Here is a 15651-nt window from a genome sequence, read left to right as displayed (position 1 = left end):
CGCAAAAGCGGCTCCGCAGGAATCACCTGCGGAGCCGCAAGAGAAACGGACCATGACCACATTCCAGCCCTATGCAGGAAGGAAACGGAAGCCCGGCACCGGGTGTATCACCCAGATCAGCGAGAACTGCTGGGAGGGCCGCTACTCCCCCATGTGGCCGGATGGCAAGAAACACTCCCGCAATGTGTACGCCAAAACGCGGGAGGAGTGTGAGGCACTCCTGCCTGGGCTGATCGAGCAGATGAAGGCGGAGATCAAGGCTATCAAGGAAAGCGGAAACCTGAATGCCATCCCGGACGGGATCAGTGAGAAGAAGAAAGCCATCGCCGCCTATATGCGGGAGCACCCGGAGGTCATCAGCAAGAGCGCCATCGCTAAGGCGGTGCAGGTAGATAAAAACACGGTGAAACGATATTATGAGGAAATTCGGATGGAGATTGGCCTAATATAAGCGGAAGAATTGCGTTGCAGATAACAAGTCAAAAGCCCTCTGGAGTTCACATCAGAGGGCTTTTGGTTCAAGTGTAACTATAGGTTCCTACGAAATTAGAAATATAAAACAGTTTCGAGTAATCAGTAATTAATAGTTCAGGATATTATCCAATCTGCCTCAACAAATCTCTGACAATACTTTCAATCCGGTCAATTTCATCCGCAGGAAGAACTCCTGTATGCATAATTATATTACGAGACATCTCTAAATCGTCCATGCGAGACATGAGCCATGCTTGGTTAGGGACTATATTGAAAAATCATCCCAATTAGCAATAATAATTTGTCCCAAATTTCCGAGCATAGTATATCCTATTTCATTGGAAGAGCGATTCGAATGGTATTTATTTTTCTCTTCCTGCTTTTTTAATGAAGCGACCGCAGTTTTTATTTTTTGCGGCACTTTATCATCCCACCATGAAATTCCATATCGCTCTGACATTCTTTCAACGATAAAATTTCGGATTGTGTTCTCGATACAATATATTGCGGTGTAGACAGAGGACATCTTTAGAGCATCATGCCAGATACGAGGACTAAAATCAGCCTCAACTACACGACTAATTGTAGCATAATCGTCTGCGTTCAATATATTAATTCCCTCATTCTCTAAAGCCCGGAAAGAATCTTGAGCGAGGAGTGCATTAAAAACAAACTCTCTTAATCGTTGTTCACTCATATCTATTACCATTCAAATCAGCAGATTGTCTTTCAAACTCTTAAAAATGGCATTATAAACTGATATATCGGTAGTAGCGGGCAAATGGATTTGGATATTATAGTGAAAGCCCAAATTAGACTGCGGTTGCACCACTTGATGGGGCTGGGACGGCACTTCTGTATGCTCATCTTGCTCTTCTGTCTGTGTCCCCTGCTCAACGACATTTAACGGTTCGAAGTCCGCAATTCCACATAATGTTTTAAATGTATTGTAGCATCGAGAAACCGACTTTTCATCTCCTCCTGTTACCCTGGAAATAGCACCTTTTATGTTAGCTTCTGTTTCTTTATAAATCTCGGTATTGATGGTAAATAACTCAGAATATAATTCTTTGATGCGAGATGCAAGAACTTTCTTATATAACACCTTATCACGCAACTGATCGTAATATCCGGTAGGGACTCCATCTGCTGTTAAAAAGCCCAGCCGCTTAAACAAATTTAATATTGCTCTGTCATTTGAACTATTAAATCCCATGTTTTTGAGAAATTCAGTTGTAAACTTATTGGGCTTTGCTGCAGACTGCAAACTTTGAATAATAGGTAAAATTTTATTGTTAGATAGCATATAAGGGTAGTCGGTCACAGGAAAGCCCTCCTCGTCAAATGAATTTATTGTATTATACCATATTTGATAGAAAATGCAAAATAATAGATAGAAAGTTCTACCAATGGGATTATGGACATATTTGTGTTACAATCTGAAAAAGAGAGATGAACCTATCGACCCAGCATCAAGTTGGCTTTCCGTTTTATGGCCGATTAAACACGATGCAAGATAGGGCTGAAATAATCTCAAAAATTGCATGGCCGTTGACAATGCAAAAGCCCTCTGGAGTTTTCACTCCAGAGGGCTTCTTGGTCCGAGTGGAGCGATTCGAACGCTCGGCCCCGTGAACCCAAATCACGTGCGCTACCAACTGCGCTACACCCGGATATTCAGTTTTTTTGCATGATACCACGCGAGGAAGGAAAAAGCAAGTTTCCCGTGTCTGTGGGCGGCGCTGTGGTCAAGCCCGGTTTTGCGGGAGTTTTTCATCCAGGGAATTTCCGCCGCAGGCTACTGTCCCAAGGACTTCCGGGATCTCGCTTTTAGGGGAATGGATAGGTCGTCTATCCTCCCAAAGCAAGTGCCTGACCGATAGGCTACACCCGGATATTTAATTTTTTTGCATGATACCATGCAGAGAAGGGAAAAGCAAGTTTTTCGTGTCTGTGGGCAATGCTGTGGTCAAAGCCGTTTTTCGACCCAATTTCGTGACCCGGCGAAATCCAGCAAACGCCCGCGTTTCAAGGCTTTCCTGGCTTCGGCTGTTGCCATCGTGGATAGCTAGGACGGTGCATCCAAATCACGTGCGCTACCAACTGCGCTACACCCGGATATTTTGTTGGAGTGTTCCACTTTGTTGCTCAGTCAGCTTTTCTATTATAATATATAGACAGAAGGATTGCAAGAGGGCATTTTGATATGATATGATAGCCCATACGAGGTGAGATAGGCTATGCGAATGAGAAAAAAACCGAACCTGGGAGTGCGGATGGAACGCTGTACCCGGGTGCTGATTTCCGACCCGGAGGAGCGGAAGGGAAAGTGGCGGGAGCTGATGCCCGAGGCGAAGGAGGTCTTTCTGGAGCTGGGCTGCGGCAAGGGCCGCTTTACGGCGGAGACTGCGGCGCAGAATCCACAGGCGCTCTATATTGCGGTGGAGCGGGTGCCGGACGCCATGGTGATCGCCATGGAGCGGGTCTGTGCTCAGGAGCTGCACAACGTCTTTTTTGTGGATGGGGACGTGGCGCAGCTTCCGCTGTTCTTTGCTCCGGGTGAGGTAGACCGCATCTACATCAACTTCTGCGATCCCTGGCCCAGCAACCGCCACGCCAAGCGGCGGCTGACCCACCCGGACTTCCTGCTGCGTTACCGGCAGGTGCTGGCAGAGGCGGGGGAGATCCACTTCAAGACAGACAACCGGGATCTATTCGAGTGGTCCCTGTTCCAGTTCCCCAGGGTGGGCTTTGGGGTGTCTGAGGTCACCCGCGACCTGCACGCCGACGGCATCCACGGTGTAATGACCGACTACGAGGAGAAGTTCCACAACCTGGGGACCCCGATCAACCGCTGTGTGGGTACCATGGGCCCGCTGCCCGAAGTGCCGGAGCCTCCAGCAGAGGAATGACCGCGCAAAAAGGAGCTTCCGCTGTATGGCGGAAGCTCCTTTACTTGTGCTCAGAGAAACGCGACCACCCGGTACATGAGCATGAAGTGAAACACCGAGCCCATAAGGATGAACAGGTGAAAAATCTCGTGACAGCCAAAGCGGGGATTATCGCGGCCAGGCCACTTGACGGCGTAGAGCACGCCGCCCACGGTGTAGAGAATGCCGCCGCCCAGCACCCAGAAAAAGCCGGCAGGGGGGAGCAGGCGCAGCAGGGGGACGAGGGCCACCACAGCCAGCCAGCCCATGAAGATATAGATGCCGGCGGTGAGCCAGCGGGGGGCGGTGATCCAGGCCAGGGTGAGCACCAGCCCGGCCAGGGCCAAGGCCCAGATGACACCGAACAGGGCCCAGCCCCAGGCACCGTCGGTGCGGAGCACCACCAGGCAGATAGGGGTATAGGTACCGGCGATGAGGAAGTAGATAGAGGCGTGGTCGTACTTGCGCAGGGCGATGCGGCCCTTGACGCTGACGTTGCGGCAGTGATAGAGAGTGCTGGCCGTATATAGACCCACCATGCTCACACCATAGATAAGGAAGGAAACCACGTGCCAGGGGCTGAGGGAGAGGGCGGCGCAGCGCAGCAGGAGCAGCACGGTGCCCAGCAGGGCCAGGGCGGCCCCAATGCCGTGGGTAATGGCGGACCAGGGACGCAGCCCGTCATAAGGGTCCCGGTCCTTTTCCCGCAGCCTGGCCGGGCGCGGCTTTGCCTGGGAAGGATAATAGAGCATGGCCTTGCGGCGGGGGAGTGCGTTTTCCTGATTCATATGGATCACCTTTCCTTACCTTTAGTATAACACATGCCGCACAATATAATCAATAGAAACTTTAAATATAATTTTTGAAATTATATTCGGTCTCCTGTTCAAAGGGAACAACGCTAGGATATGGCGGAACGGGCGGCACTATGCGGACAAGGCGGCGGTTGCCGGAGGGACCGGAGTGTGTTATGATAAGAGGCGCGAAACAGGGGAGGGCGGAGCATGGAGCGGATTCTGCTGATAGAAGATGATCAGGCGCTGGGGCGGGGGACCGCCCTGGCGCTGGCCGGGGAGGGCCGGGAAATCAGGGTGGCGGCCACCCTGGCCCAGGGCTGGGCGGCCCTGAGCGAAGGGGAATACGCGCTGGTGCTGCTGGATCTCAACCTGCCCGACGGAAATGGACTGGATTTTCTCACTGCGCTGCGGCGAACCAGCGGGGTGCCGGTGCTGATTCTCACCGCCAACGACCTGGAGAGTGACCAGGTGGCGGGCCTGGAGCTGGGGGCGGACGACTACGTGACCAAGCCCTTCTCCCTGGCGGTGCTGCGGGCCCGGGTGAACCGCCTGCTGCGGCGGGGGAGCGCCCCGGCGGCCACGCTGGAGCTGGGGCCCTTCTCCTTCGACTTTGAGCGCCTGCGCTTTATGCGGAACGGGACGGAGGTGGAGCTGTCCAAGACGGAGCAGCGGCTGCTGCGCCTGCTGGTGGAGCACCGGGGGCAGACCCTGACCCGGGAGCAGCTCCTGGACCGGGTGTGGGACGGGGGCGAGTTTGTGGACGCCAACGCCCTGTCGGTGGCGGTGAAACGGCTGCGGGACAAGCTGACGGACGCCCCCATCAAGACGGTGTACGGCCTGGGCTACACCTGGGAGGAAAAACGGTGACCCCGGCGGTGTGCGGGGCCCTGGCCCTGGCGGCGCTGGGGGCGGGCTTCGGGCTGGTCCAGTGGCTCTACACCCGGCGGCTGCTGGCCCGGCTGGACCGGATGCTCGCCGGTGCGGTGGACGGCAGCTTTCGGGAGAGCCGCTTTGACGAGTCCCGCCTCTCCGCCCTGGAGGGCCGGCTGGCCCGGTTTCTCAACGGCAGCGCCGCCTCGGCCCGGGAGCTGGAGGGGAAGCGGGCCGCTATACAGACCCTGATCTCCGACATCTCCCACCAGACCAAGACCCCCATCGCCAACATCCTGCTGTACGCCTCCCTGCTGGCGGAGGGGGAGCTGTCCCCGGAGCAGGCCGCCCAGGCGGCCACCCTGTCCCGGCAGGCGGAGAAGCTGTCCTTTCTGATCCAGGCCCTGGTGAAAGCCTCCCGGCTGGAGACGGGGATCATTACCACCGCGCCGGAGCCCCAGCCGGTGGGGCCGCTGCTGGAGGGGGCGCTGGCCCAGGCCCGTCCTCAGGCGGAGGCCAAGGGGCTTACCCTGGCGGCGGAGCCCTGCGGGGCGGCCGCCCGCTTTGACCGGAAGTGGACGGCGGAGGCCCTCTTTAATGTGGTGGACAACGCGGTAAAGTACACCCCGGCGGGGGGACGGGTGACCCTCTCCGCCGTCCCCCTGGGGCAGTTCTGCCGGGTGGACGTGTCCGACACCGGCATCGGCATCCCAGAGGAGGAGCAGGGGCGGATCTTCGGCCGCTTCTACCGGGGCGGCGCTGTGCGGGCGGAGGAGGGGGTGGGCATCGGTCTCTACCTGGTCCGGGAGATCCTGCGGCGGCAGGGGGGCTATGTCAAGGTGGCCTCCCGCCCCGGCCAGGGAACCACCTTTTCCCTCTACCTGCCCCGGGAATAGGGCGGATCTTTCCAAACTGTAAGATTTGAGAAAGAGTGTGGAAAGATTGATCCACTACAATGGGTACTGTCAGAAGGCAGTACCCATTTTTTCCACAGGAGGAGATTCCAAATGGCGATTTTGCAGACCAGGGAACTGAAGAAATATTATGGCGCGGGGGACACCCTGGTGAAAGCCCTGGACGGGGTGGAGCTGAGCGTGGAGAACGGCGAGTTCGTGGCTATCATCGGCACGTCGGGGTCGGGCAAGTCCACCCTGCTGCACATGCTGGGCGGGTTGGACCGGCCCACCTCCGGCACGGTGACGGTGGACGGCCGGGAGCTGTCCACCCTGAAGGACGAGGAGCTGACCATCTTCCGGCGGCGGAAGATCGGCTTCGTGTTCCAGGCCTATAATCTGGTGCCGGTGCTCAGCGTATATGAGAACATCGTCCTCCCCATTCAGCTGGACGGCGGCGCGGTGGACGAGAGCTACGTCAGGGAGGTGATCGCCGTCCTGGGGCTGGAGAAGAAGCTGGACAGCCTGCCCGGGCAGCTCTCCGGCGGCCAGCAGCAGCGGGTGGCCATCGCACGGGCCCTGGCTGCCAAGCCCGCCATCCTCCTGGCCGACGAGCCCACCGGCAACCTGGACTCCCGCACCAGCCAGGATGTGCTGGGACTGATGAAGGTCACCGGGCAGAAGTTCGCCCAGACCATGGTGATGATCACCCACAACGAGGAGATCGCCCAGTTGGCCGACCGCATCGTCCGCATCGAGGACGGGCGCATCGTCACGCGGTAAGGGGGCGAGGGTATGAACGTCTCCAACCGCAAGTGTGTGCGCACCCTGGCACGGCGGAGCCTGCGGGCCAGCCGCACCCGCAACCTCATCGCGGTGCTGGCTATTGCGCTGACCACGGTGCTCTTTACCTCCCTGTTCACCATCGCCCTGTCCATCAACGACGGATTCCAGCAGAACAACTTCCGGCAGGTGGGCGGCTACTCCCACGGCGGCTTCAAATACCTGACCGAAGCGCAGTATGAGGCGCTGAAGGACGACCCCCTGATCGGGCAGGCCGGCCTGCGGCGGTTCGTGGGTATGCCGACTCAGGACCCTTTCAACAAAGCCCACGTGGAGGTGAGCTACGCCGACGCCAACGACGCCCACTGGATGTACTGCGACCCGGCGGAGGGCCGCCTGCCCCAGGAGGGTACCGACGAGGCGGCCACCGACACCCACGTGCTGGAGCTGCTGGGCGTGGAGCCGGAGCTGGGGGCCCGGTTCACCCTCACCTTTGATGTGGACGGGCATGAGACCACTCAGACCTTCACCCTCTCCGGCTGGTGGGAGTACGACGAGGCCATCGTAGCCAACCACGTGCTCCTCCCGGAGAGCCGGGTGGACGCCCTGCTGGACGAGGCGGGGGTGAACCCCAACGCCCCGGAGGACGGCATGACCGGCGCCTGGAACCTGGACGTGATGCTCAAGAGCGGCTCGGCCCACATCGAGCGGGACATGGAGCAGATTCTGGCCGGCCACGGGTTCCAGAGCGAGGACGCCGCCGGGGAGGACTATATTCGCTCCGGCGTCAACTGGGGCTACACCGGCGCCCAGCTCGCCAGCGGATTGGACGTCCAGGTGGTGGCCGCCATTGCCGCCGTGCTGCTGCTCATCCTCTTTACCGGCTATCTGATCATCTACAACGTGTTCCAGATCTCCGTCACCAACGACATCCGCTTCTACGGCCTGCTCAAGACCATCGGCACCACCGGCCGCCAGCTCCGGCGCATCATCCGCTACCAGGCCCTGGCCCTCTCCCTGGCGGGGATCCCGGTGGGGCTGCTGCTGGGCTGGCTGGTGGGGGCGGGGCTCACCCCGGCGGTGATCGGCCGGCTGAACGGCGTGACCAATGTTGTGTCCGTCAACCCCGTCCTCTTTGCGGCCTCCGCCCTGTTCGCCCTGGTGACGGTGCTCCTGTCCTGCCGAAAGCCGGGCCGGATGGCGGCAAAGGTGTCCCCTGTTGAGGCGGTGCGCTACACCGAAGGGAGCAAAACCCGCAGGAAGGCCGGAAAGCGGGCGGGGAAGGGGGTCTCCCTGCTCTCCATGGCCTGGGCCAACCTGGGCCGGAACCGGGGCAAGACGGTGGTTACCGTGCTCTCTCTGTGCTTGGCGGTGGTGCTGCTCACCATGACGGTCACCTTCGCCAAGGGCTTCGACATGGATAAGTATATCGCCGCCTTTACGGCCAGCGACTTCATCCTGGCCGATGCCGGACACTTCCAGACCGGCGGGGAGGTATTCAACCCGGACATGGCCCTGCCGGAGGACGCGGTGGAAGAGGTGGAGGCCCGGGGCGGCATCACGGCCGGCGGCCGCACCTACGGCTGCACCTCCCCGGTGGAGGAGTTCATCACCGAGGAGTACTACCGCTCGGTGTGGGGCCGGTGGAACGACGCGGAAACCCTGGATCAGATGGTGTCCGGCATGGACCGCACGGAGGACGGCCTGCTGGCCGACCGGGCCCAGCTCTACGGTATGGAGCGGTTTGCCCTGGACCGCCTGACCGTGCTGGAGGGGGATATTTCCAAGCTCTACGAGCCGGGCGGGCGGTACGTGGCCGCTGTGTACTCCGAGGACGACTACGGCAGCCCGCGGATGGACAGCCACTGGGCCCGCCTTGGGGATAAAATTACACTGCGGCACGTGGAGGAGTACGAGTACTACAACCCCAACACTGGCGAGGTGTACGGCGGAGAGGAGGACATTCCGGAGGGCGCGCCCTTTGCCGCCCGGGCGGTGAAGTACCGGGACCTCGAGTATGAGGTGGCAGCCCTGGTCAGCGTCCCCACCGCCCTGAGCTACCGCTATTACGGGGCCGACGAGTTTATCCTCAACGACCAGACCTTCCTCCAGGACACCGGCACGGCGGATATCATGTACTACGCCTTTGACGTGGACGACGGCGCGACGGCGGATATGGAGGGCTTTCTCCGGGACTACACGGAGAACGTCAACCCCCAGCTCGATTACGAGAGCAAGGCCACCTACGCCGCAGAGTTTGAGGGCTTCCGGGGGATGTTCCTGATGCTGGGCGGGGCGCTGAGCTTCATCGTGGGCCTGGTGGGCGTGCTCAACTTCTTCAACGCCGTGCTCACCGGCATCATCACCCGCCGGCGGGAGTTCGCCGTGCTCCAGTCCATCGGTATGACCGGCGGGCAGCTCAAGAAGATGCTGGTGCTGGAGGGCCTCCTCTACACCCTGGCGGCCGTGCTGGCCTCCCTGCTCCTCACAGTGGTCATGGGGCCGCTGCTGGGTACCGCCGTGAACAGCCTGTTTTGGTTCTTCACCTACCGTTTCACCCTGGCGCCCATCCTGCTTATTTTCCCCATCTTCGTGGTCCTGGGGTTGGTGATCCCCCTGCTGACCTACCGCTCCATCGCCCGGCACACCGTGGTGGAGCGCCTGCGGGAGGCGGAATGACAAACGGGCGCAGGATATAAAACGAGAGCCGACTTGTTTGACAAGTCGGCTCTCGTTTTGGCCTATGATAAGAATGCACCCCTTAAGACCCTGCGGAGCAAGGGCTTGAGGGAAAGGATGGTTTATAAAGCAGAAGAACTCTTGACCACACGGCCCCTGCCGCTTTTTATTTTGCAAACTTGGGCGCGGATACTTCATTTCCCGCGAATGCATTGGGGCCGGGGTTGGACAGGGAGAAATACATCTTTGCCGCCTTGGTTGTACCGAAGTCCTGATTGGAGCCGCTGTCCTGCACCTCATTAAAGGCATCCCGGAACATTTGGTTGTGCGCCTCCTCACGGTTGAGCAGGAAGTCGATGGTTTCCCGTACCTTTTTGTCCTCAATCTGGCGGTAGAGGTACTCGTATACTACCTTGGCCCGCTGCTCGGAGGCAATATTGCTCAGCAGATCCGCGCAGAGATCTCCAGTGACAGTGACATAGTCTGCTGTCCAGGAATAGCCGGAGGCGTTGATGAGACCGGGATTCAAGCCAAGCAGAACATGTGTTTCGATCTCGCCTGCCTGGACCTTGCCTGCTTCCACGTCATGACCGTTGAGCAGATTGATGGTCTGAGCTACCATTTCCATGTGGCTCAGCTCCTCCGCCGCGATATCCATAAACAGATCCTTGATCTTGGGGTTTCTGATGCGGAAACTCTGGGACATATATTGCATGGCAGCTTTTAGCTCGCCGTTGCCGCCGCCGAGCTGCTCCTGCAATAGTGCGGCATACTGAGGATTGGGCTGCTCCACTTCTACTGGATGAAACAGTTGTTTTTCGTGCTTGAACAAGCATATCACCCCTTCCGATTGGTTGTGTTTAGCTTTCCGCAATTTAGAAAAGCTATGCGGGCTCTGCTCGTTTTGCATGATACAGGCGGCAGATTGAAATACCTTTACCACCAAAAGAATACGATATGCATTAGGAAAGAAAAGTCATATATACTTACAAGGGAGCAATCAAGCCGACCTTACCAGCGCAAATTTTTATACGATGCCGCACTAGAGAGATGACGGCCTCCCGCGCGGGGCCCCCATATTTTTTGGGATCGTAGAGCGCGGCGTCATGAGCCAGACAGTCCCGTACCGCCTGGGTATAGGCGGCCCGAAGCTCCGTGGCGAAGTTGACCTTACACACACCCATGGATACCGCACGCTGCACATCTTCGTCCGGGACACCGGAGGAGCCATGGAGCACCAGGGGGATATCTACCGCTTCCCGGATCTGAGTCAGCCGCTCAAAGGCCAGCCTGGGCTTGCCCTTGTAGAAACCATGTGCGGTCCCAATGGCTACGGCTAAAGAGTCGATTCCCGTTTCCCGGACGAAACGGGCCGCCTCGCCTGGATCTGTGTAAAGATCCTCACCTGGCTTGACCTCCAGATCATCCTCCTTACCGCCCAGTTTCCCCAGCTCCGCTTCCACACAAGGCCGGGAAGACATCCCGCTTGCCATCTCCACCACTCTGCGGGCCAGGGCGATATTTTCGTCCAGCGGCAGTTTAGAGCCGTCGATCATCAGGGAGGTATAACCGTCTGACGCGGCCTGCTGACATAGTCCAAACCGGTCTCCGTGATCCAGGTGCATAGCCACTGGCACAGACGCCTTACCGGCCATAGCACGGGCCATGGCCGCGAAGACTGCTGGCTCCGCGTATTTTAATGTGGATGGCGTCGTCTGAAGTATGACCGGCGCGTGCTCGGCCTCCGCCGCCGCGATGACAGCCTGCATCATCTCCATATTTTCTACATTGAACGCGCCTACCGCATAACCGTTTGCACGGGCATCCCTCAAAAGTCCTCTGCTGTTTACCAGTGCCATATAATATTTCCACCCTTTCCGTATTCAAGGCTTTGCTTTCTCCAGATTTGCTTCAGTCCCTGAGTACCGCATAGAGATAGTCGTCGATGCAGTCCCCCACACGGTCCATCAGGAGGTCTTCAGCCTTGGGAGGCAATATACCCGCATGGACTCTGGCGTATTGGACTGGCATATACTGGCTGATCAGGGCCATTGGGATGCCTGCTGTGTTCAAATTATCCAGCAGGAGGCGGAGCGCACCCTGTACCTTGCTGTTGGTCAGGTAATACCGGGCCCGGTCTGAGTAGCTGAAAGCCCGGGCGTACCGCTTCTCCGGCATAGAGCCATGATAATATTTGGTCCACTGGCCCTGGTCCTCCAGCATGACCTGCTCCAGGATCTCACGAAAATGGGAACACGGGAAATCCATCATCCCATACAATTCCCGTTCGATCTGCTCCAGGGCAAACAGTCCTTCCCGGAGGGCGAAGGTCAGAGCTGGTCCGACCTTGAGAATGGCGATCCCGTCCTCTACCATCTTTCGAAGGCATTGCCGCGGCTGATAATCCGTGGAATGTCCTTCAAAGACCAGGTTGGGGTGCCGCTTTAAATGCTCCGTCAGGCTGTGGGCGGCTGTCCGGTCATATTCGATCACGCTTTCGTCGGCAAATTCCACCCCGGGCTGCACCACAATGGCAACCACACGCTCCCATGCCGCCTCCAAATGATTGGAGCAGAACGCCGCCCGGAACGTGGACAGCGTGGCTTCGCAGTCCTCCGGCGCGGTTACGGTTACGCTGTCCTCATTTTCCTGGGCGCCGCCTGGGATGGGCACCTCACTGCCGATGATATAGACCGGCGCAGGGGCTTCCGGGTGCCACGCACTGTATTGGGCAAAAGCTTCCTCGGCGATACGGCAGAGTTGGGCGCCGCGGTGGGCGATCACAACATCCGATAACCGCTCATTGGGCGCGTCGTCCGCCAGGCGCATGCTGGTATCAATATGTATTTTGGAAAAGCCAGCCAGTACATAGGAGCGGATCAGTTCGCCTGCGTTTTTCATTGCCTCAGCCTCGGGAAAATGGGTCCAGGTCAGCGGACCCAGGTGGTCGCCGCCGCAGAGCAGTTTGTCAATCGGGAAATTTTCCTCTTCAGCTAAACGGTTCAGAAACGCCCGGAACGCTACCGGGGTCATGCCGGTATAGCCGCCGTTCTGGTTCACTTGATTTGCAGTCGCCTCTACCAGCACCACCGTATCACGGTCCTTGGCCCGGCGAAGGGCCGCCCGAATTACATACTCGTTGGCACTGCAGCAGGAATAGAGGCCCATTTCACGATTCTGTCCGCGCTTTTGCAAGAGTTCAGAAAGCGGATTTTGAATTTGTAGATTGGTCATAGCTTCCCCTTTCCTTTTGCACAGAGGGCACCCGGCGATAGCCGCCGGGTGCCCCATTGGCACGTTCTGTTTTCAGACGATAAAATTTAAGAACTTCTTCATTGGGTCTTGCTGGCTTTGCGGGCGGCCAACTCCTCCATGATCTCAGCGTGGCGCTTCTCGGTCAGCTTATAGAACAGCATGGGGACAACTGCAAGGATTATAATTCCAGCACTGACTAGCGTATATACAAAGTGGAAAGAATTTAATACGTTCACCGGCTGTACGGTCTCTTGGGGAATGTAGCCAGTCAGACCGATTACAGCGGCAACAGCGATACCTGCGACTGCCATGACACACTTGGTCACGAAGCAACGGGTAGAGGTAATCATAGCTTCATTGCGCTGGCCGGTTTTCCATTCGCCATACTCAATTGTATCCATCATCATCGCGTTGACACAGACCATGACAGCTCCAACGCATACAGTTGAGACAGAAGATGTGGCAAAAAGTACAATAGCGTTATGATACCCGGCAAAGTAGAGAACGAGGCTGGATATTGTCATGAGTCCGGCAAAGAGAAACATGCAATTCTTTTTCCCAATATGCTGAGAGAGAAAGGTGAAGATCAATGCGCCTACAACCATACCAACCAGATTAATCAAGTTCAGCACAGTCATATAACCCAGGCTGCCCCAGTTATATACACAATAATAATAATTGAGATAGCCTTTCAGCATCATACCTAGCAGGCAAAAGATATTTGAGATTTGGATCAGGAGCAAGGGCTTGTTTTGAAAAATATTTTTTAGTGCCAGTTTGAGCTCAAACTTCTCACTGTCGTCTGGTACCACATGCTCCCGTACCAACTTGAAGGAAATCAGGTACATGGTCACACCCCAGACGGCAACAGCAAGTGCAAGGAAAAAGTAAACATACCAGTTAAATTCGCCAAAGAAGGCCAGTGCCATTGGCATCACTAATCCAATAATTCCAGTAATGGTATTGGACGCGGTGGTAGTGAAGCCAACAATTTCCGAGCGCTCTTTCGTATTGCTGGTCATTGCCGCAGGCAAGCTCCAGAATGGTATATCCACAGAGGTAAACACAATACTGCCTGTGATGATATACATAATACCTGCAAAAATGCACAGTCCGATGGTGCCGATATCGGGCTTAAAGAAAGAGAGTGCTAAACAGATCCCCATAAGAGGACCTGAGCGGAGAAGCCACGGGCGAAACCGGCCCCACTTACTCCTAGTACGGTCTGCAATGATACCCATAGAGATATCGGTAAAGGCGTCAAAGAATCGAGCCCCACCAAAAAGGAACGCTAGGAAGCCGGCGGGCAGCTTTAGAATATCCGTTAAAAACGGAGTAGTCCAGGTAGACCACAAGGTATACATAGAATCATGCCCGAGTACACCAATTGCGTGGCCGAGCTTTTCCTTCTTGGTACATTGCCTTGGTTCTTCCTCTAATTTAGCTTCCTTAACGACTTCGGTAGACACAAAATTTCCCTCCTTGTTTCTTCCTCAACGAGTTGCGGGGCAAGCGCGAATAACCTTGGCATGGGTCCCTGTGGCTCTTGCATTTATTTAATGATACTCCGGCAACCAGTCGCCGTGGGCCTGTATGAGGTCGTCCACAAGGCTGCGGATCTCATCGATGGTCAGTTCGCTCCCGGCATGGGGGTCCAGCATGGCGGCCTGATAGATGTACTCCTTCTTCCTGGTGAGAGCGGCATCTACGGTGAGCTGGTGCACCTCGATCTGCCGCCGATTCAGCGCGGCGAGCTGATTGGGAAGCGGCCCCATGTGGCAGGGGGAGAGATGACCCTCGTTTACCATACAGGAGACTTCCACACAGGCATCGAAGGGCAGGTTGTCAATAAGCCCAGTATTGAGAACGTTACCAGCAAATCCAAAGGTTCTGCCGGTCTCCAGTGCCTCGATGATGCCGGCGGCGTACTCGCTGCTCCTTGTGTGGGTCAGGTTCTCATTGTGGACCAGATGCTCGGCCTGCTGCTTCCACCGCGCAATCTGATCGCGGCAACGGCGGGGGTACTCATCCAGCGGGATGTGAAAGCGGTCGATAAGCTCAGGATGGTCCTTTTTGATGAACCAGGGGTAATATTCGCTGCTGTGCTCGCTGGATTCTGTGACGAAGTAGCCGAACTGCTTCATGATTTCGAAGCGAACCATATCATGATGATTATCAGGAGTAAACTGCTCGGCCACTGACGGAATTCTGTCCGCATACTCAGGATGTAACTCACGCAATGCAAGCGTGGGGGCGTAAATTGGTCCCTCCTGGGCACGCTTGCGGATGATGGGATAGAGATCCTCGCCGTTGCGGCTAATCTCTAATAGCCAGGCCATGTGGTTGATGCCCGAAATCTTGTAAGAAACGCCGTCCCAGGGCATGCCAAGCTCGGCGAGGAGTTCAGGTACACAGGCCTGGTGGGAGTGGCACAGACCAACTGTATTGACAGAACTGGCTCGGAACATCGCCAAGCATAGCATGGACATGGGGTTTGTATAATTGATGAAGAGTGCATCAGGACAGACCTTCTCCATGTCTTTCGCAAAGTCCAACATTACAGGGATGGTGCGCAGTGCCCGGAACATTCCACCGATGCCGTGCGTATCTCCGATCGTCTGGCGCAGTCCATATTTTTTGGGAATTTCAAAGTCTGTAATCGTACAGGGGTCATATCCTCCCACTTGAATGCAGTTAATGACGTATTTTGCTCCACGTAAAGCATCCAGCCGGTCTGCATATTTGACGACCTTAGCCTTTCCGTCGTTAGAGTTCCGGTTAATATTAGAAAGCATCATATAGGACTCTTCCAACCGCTGATGGTCAATGTCATAGAGCGCATACTCAAACTCGCGCATAGCATCCGTCGTAATGCAGTCGCCTAAGACATTTTTTGCAAAGACGGTACTGCCTGCGCCAAGAAATGTAATTTTATCCAAATGAGTAACCTCCTATTTTATTTGGAATGAA

The 15651-nt window shown here is 56.5% G+C and carries 13 protein-coding genes, 1 tRNA gene and 1 pseudogene; 6 read left to right on the top strand and 9 right to left on the bottom strand.

What is annotated here, in order from left to right; all coding sequences use genetic code 11:
• Positions 1-451: pseudogene (locus ACESY8_RS05935) on the top strand (tyrosine-type recombinase/integrase); the annotation flags it as partial.
• A 288-nt stretch (positions 452-739) separates the two neighbouring features.
• On the opposite strand, the gene ACESY8_RS05930 reads toward ACESY8_RS05935, so the two are convergent.
• The 3 genes from ACESY8_RS05930 to ACESY8_RS05920 all read right to left on the bottom strand — a co-directional run bounded on the left by ACESY8_RS05930 (position 740) and on the right by ACESY8_RS05920 (position 2147).
• Positions 740-1171 carry a Swt1 family HEPN domain-containing protein gene (locus ACESY8_RS05930; protein ID WP_204681386.1) on the bottom strand — a complete coding sequence of 144 codons (432 nt, stop codon included), beginning with the start codon at positions 1169-1171 and terminating at the stop codon, positions 740-742.
• A gap of 12 nt (positions 1172-1183) precedes the next feature.
• Positions 1184-1798, bottom strand: a complete 615-nt coding sequence (locus tag ACESY8_RS05925; protein WP_152970461.1) for a DUF5343 domain-containing protein — start codon at positions 1796-1798, stop codon at positions 1184-1186.
• A gap of 273 nt (positions 1799-2071) precedes the next feature.
• Positions 2072-2147: transfer RNA gene (locus ACESY8_RS05920), tRNA-Pro, on the bottom strand.
• Positions 2148-2714: 567 nt separating this feature from the next.
• Between ACESY8_RS05920 and trmB the strand changes: the two genes are divergently transcribed.
• A complete protein-coding gene (trmB, locus tag ACESY8_RS05915) occupies positions 2715-3386 on the top strand; it encodes a tRNA (guanosine(46)-N7)-methyltransferase TrmB (RefSeq protein ID WP_070103446.1) in 672 nt (223 codons plus the stop codon).
• Between the two features lie 50 nt (positions 3387-3436).
• Here the strand turns inward: trmB and trhA are convergent, their stop codons facing one another.
• Positions 3437-4192 (bottom strand): PAQR family membrane homeostasis protein TrhA, encoded by a 756-nt coding sequence (gene trhA / locus ACESY8_RS05910; RefSeq protein ID WP_138308788.1) that lies wholly within the window; start codon positions 4190-4192, stop codon positions 3437-3439.
• Positions 4193-4408: 216 nt separating this feature from the next.
• Between trhA and ACESY8_RS05905 the strand changes: the two genes are divergently transcribed.
• The 4 genes from ACESY8_RS05905 (at position 4409) to ACESY8_RS05890 (ending at position 9426) form a co-directional block, all read left to right on the top strand.
• The gene (locus ACESY8_RS05905; protein WP_154025148.1) at positions 4409-5068 is read left to right on the top strand and encodes a response regulator transcription factor; all 660 of its coding nucleotides are present in this window, start codon (positions 4409-4411) and stop codon (positions 5066-5068) included.
• Entirely contained in the window at positions 5065-5967 is a 903-nt protein-coding gene (locus ACESY8_RS05900; protein WP_009260935.1) for a sensor histidine kinase, read from the top strand. The genes ACESY8_RS05905 and ACESY8_RS05900 overlap by 4 nt, the downstream gene beginning before the upstream one ends.
• 111 nt (positions 5968-6078) lie before the next feature.
• Positions 6079-6747, top strand: coding sequence for an ABC transporter ATP-binding protein (locus tag ACESY8_RS05895; RefSeq protein ID WP_007492266.1), 669 nt, complete (start codon positions 6079-6081; stop codon positions 6745-6747).
• 12 nt (positions 6748-6759) lie between these two features.
• Complete coding sequence (locus ACESY8_RS05890; protein ID WP_434307943.1) at positions 6760-9426, top strand: ABC transporter permease; 2667 nt, start codon at positions 6760-6762, stop codon at positions 9424-9426.
• A 166-nt stretch (positions 9427-9592) separates the two neighbouring features.
• Here the strand turns inward: ACESY8_RS05890 and ACESY8_RS05885 are convergent, their stop codons facing one another.
• The 5 genes from ACESY8_RS05885 to ACESY8_RS05865 form a co-directional block, all read right to left on the bottom strand.
• On the bottom strand, positions 9593-10258 hold the full coding sequence (locus ACESY8_RS05885; RefSeq protein WP_054338395.1) for a manganese catalase family protein: 666 nt from the start codon (positions 10256-10258) through the stop codon (positions 9593-9595).
• A 154-nt stretch (positions 10259-10412) separates the two neighbouring features.
• Entirely contained in the window at positions 10413-11285 is an 873-nt protein-coding gene (locus ACESY8_RS05880; RefSeq protein WP_044942948.1) for a class II fructose-bisphosphate aldolase, read from the bottom strand.
• Positions 11286-11337: 52 nt separating this feature from the next.
• Entirely contained in the window at positions 11338-12660 is a 1323-nt protein-coding gene (locus ACESY8_RS05875; RefSeq protein WP_054338394.1) for a class II D-tagatose-bisphosphate aldolase non-catalytic subunit, read from the bottom strand.
• Between the two features lie 98 nt (positions 12661-12758).
• Positions 12759-14150 (bottom strand): MFS transporter, encoded by a 1392-nt coding sequence (locus ACESY8_RS05870; RefSeq protein WP_024723252.1) that lies wholly within the window; start codon positions 14148-14150, stop codon positions 12759-12761.
• 87 nt (positions 14151-14237) lie between these two features.
• Positions 14238-15620 carry an alpha-glucosidase/alpha-galactosidase gene (locus tag ACESY8_RS05865; RefSeq protein WP_024723251.1) on the bottom strand — a complete coding sequence of 461 codons (1383 nt, stop codon included), beginning with the start codon at positions 15618-15620 and terminating at the stop codon, positions 14238-14240.
• Positions 15621-15651: the final 31 nt, after the last annotated feature.

Source organism: Clostridium sp. ATCC BAA-442, assembly GCF_964239415.1.
GTDB lineage: Bacteria > Bacillota > Clostridia > Oscillospirales > Oscillospiraceae > Flavonifractor > Flavonifractor plautii.
This window is presented reverse-complemented; position numbering and strand designations above follow the sequence as displayed.

What these genes read in the sequence shown, in the direction of transcription:
- trhA (WP_138308788.1), bottom strand. Translation starts at nt 4,192, where the DNA reads ATGAATCAGGAAAACGCACTCCCCCGCCGCAAGGCCATGCTCTATTAT.
- ACESY8_RS05880 (WP_044942948.1), bottom strand. Translation starts at nt 11,285, where the DNA reads ATGGCACTGGTAAACAGCAGAGGACTTTTGAGGGATGCCCGTGCAAAC.
- ACESY8_RS05890 (WP_434307943.1), top strand. Translation starts at nt 6,760, where the DNA reads ATGAACGTCTCCAACCGCAAGTGTGTGCGCACCCTGGCACGGCGGAGC.
- ACESY8_RS05875 (WP_054338394.1), bottom strand. Translation starts at nt 12,660, where the DNA reads ATGACCAATCTACAAATTCAAAATCCGCTTTCTGAACTCTTGCAAAAG.
- trmB (WP_070103446.1), top strand. Translation starts at nt 2,715, where the DNA reads ATGCGAATGAGAAAAAAACCGAACCTGGGAGTGCGGATGGAACGCTGT.
- ACESY8_RS05930 (WP_204681386.1), bottom strand. Translation starts at nt 1,171, where the DNA reads ATGAGTGAACAACGATTAAGAGAGTTTGTTTTTAATGCACTCCTCGCT.
- ACESY8_RS05895 (WP_007492266.1), top strand. Translation starts at nt 6,079, where the DNA reads ATGGCGATTTTGCAGACCAGGGAACTGAAGAAATATTATGGCGCGGGG.
- ACESY8_RS05905 (WP_154025148.1), top strand. Translation starts at nt 4,409, where the DNA reads ATGGAGCGGATTCTGCTGATAGAAGATGATCAGGCGCTGGGGCGGGGG.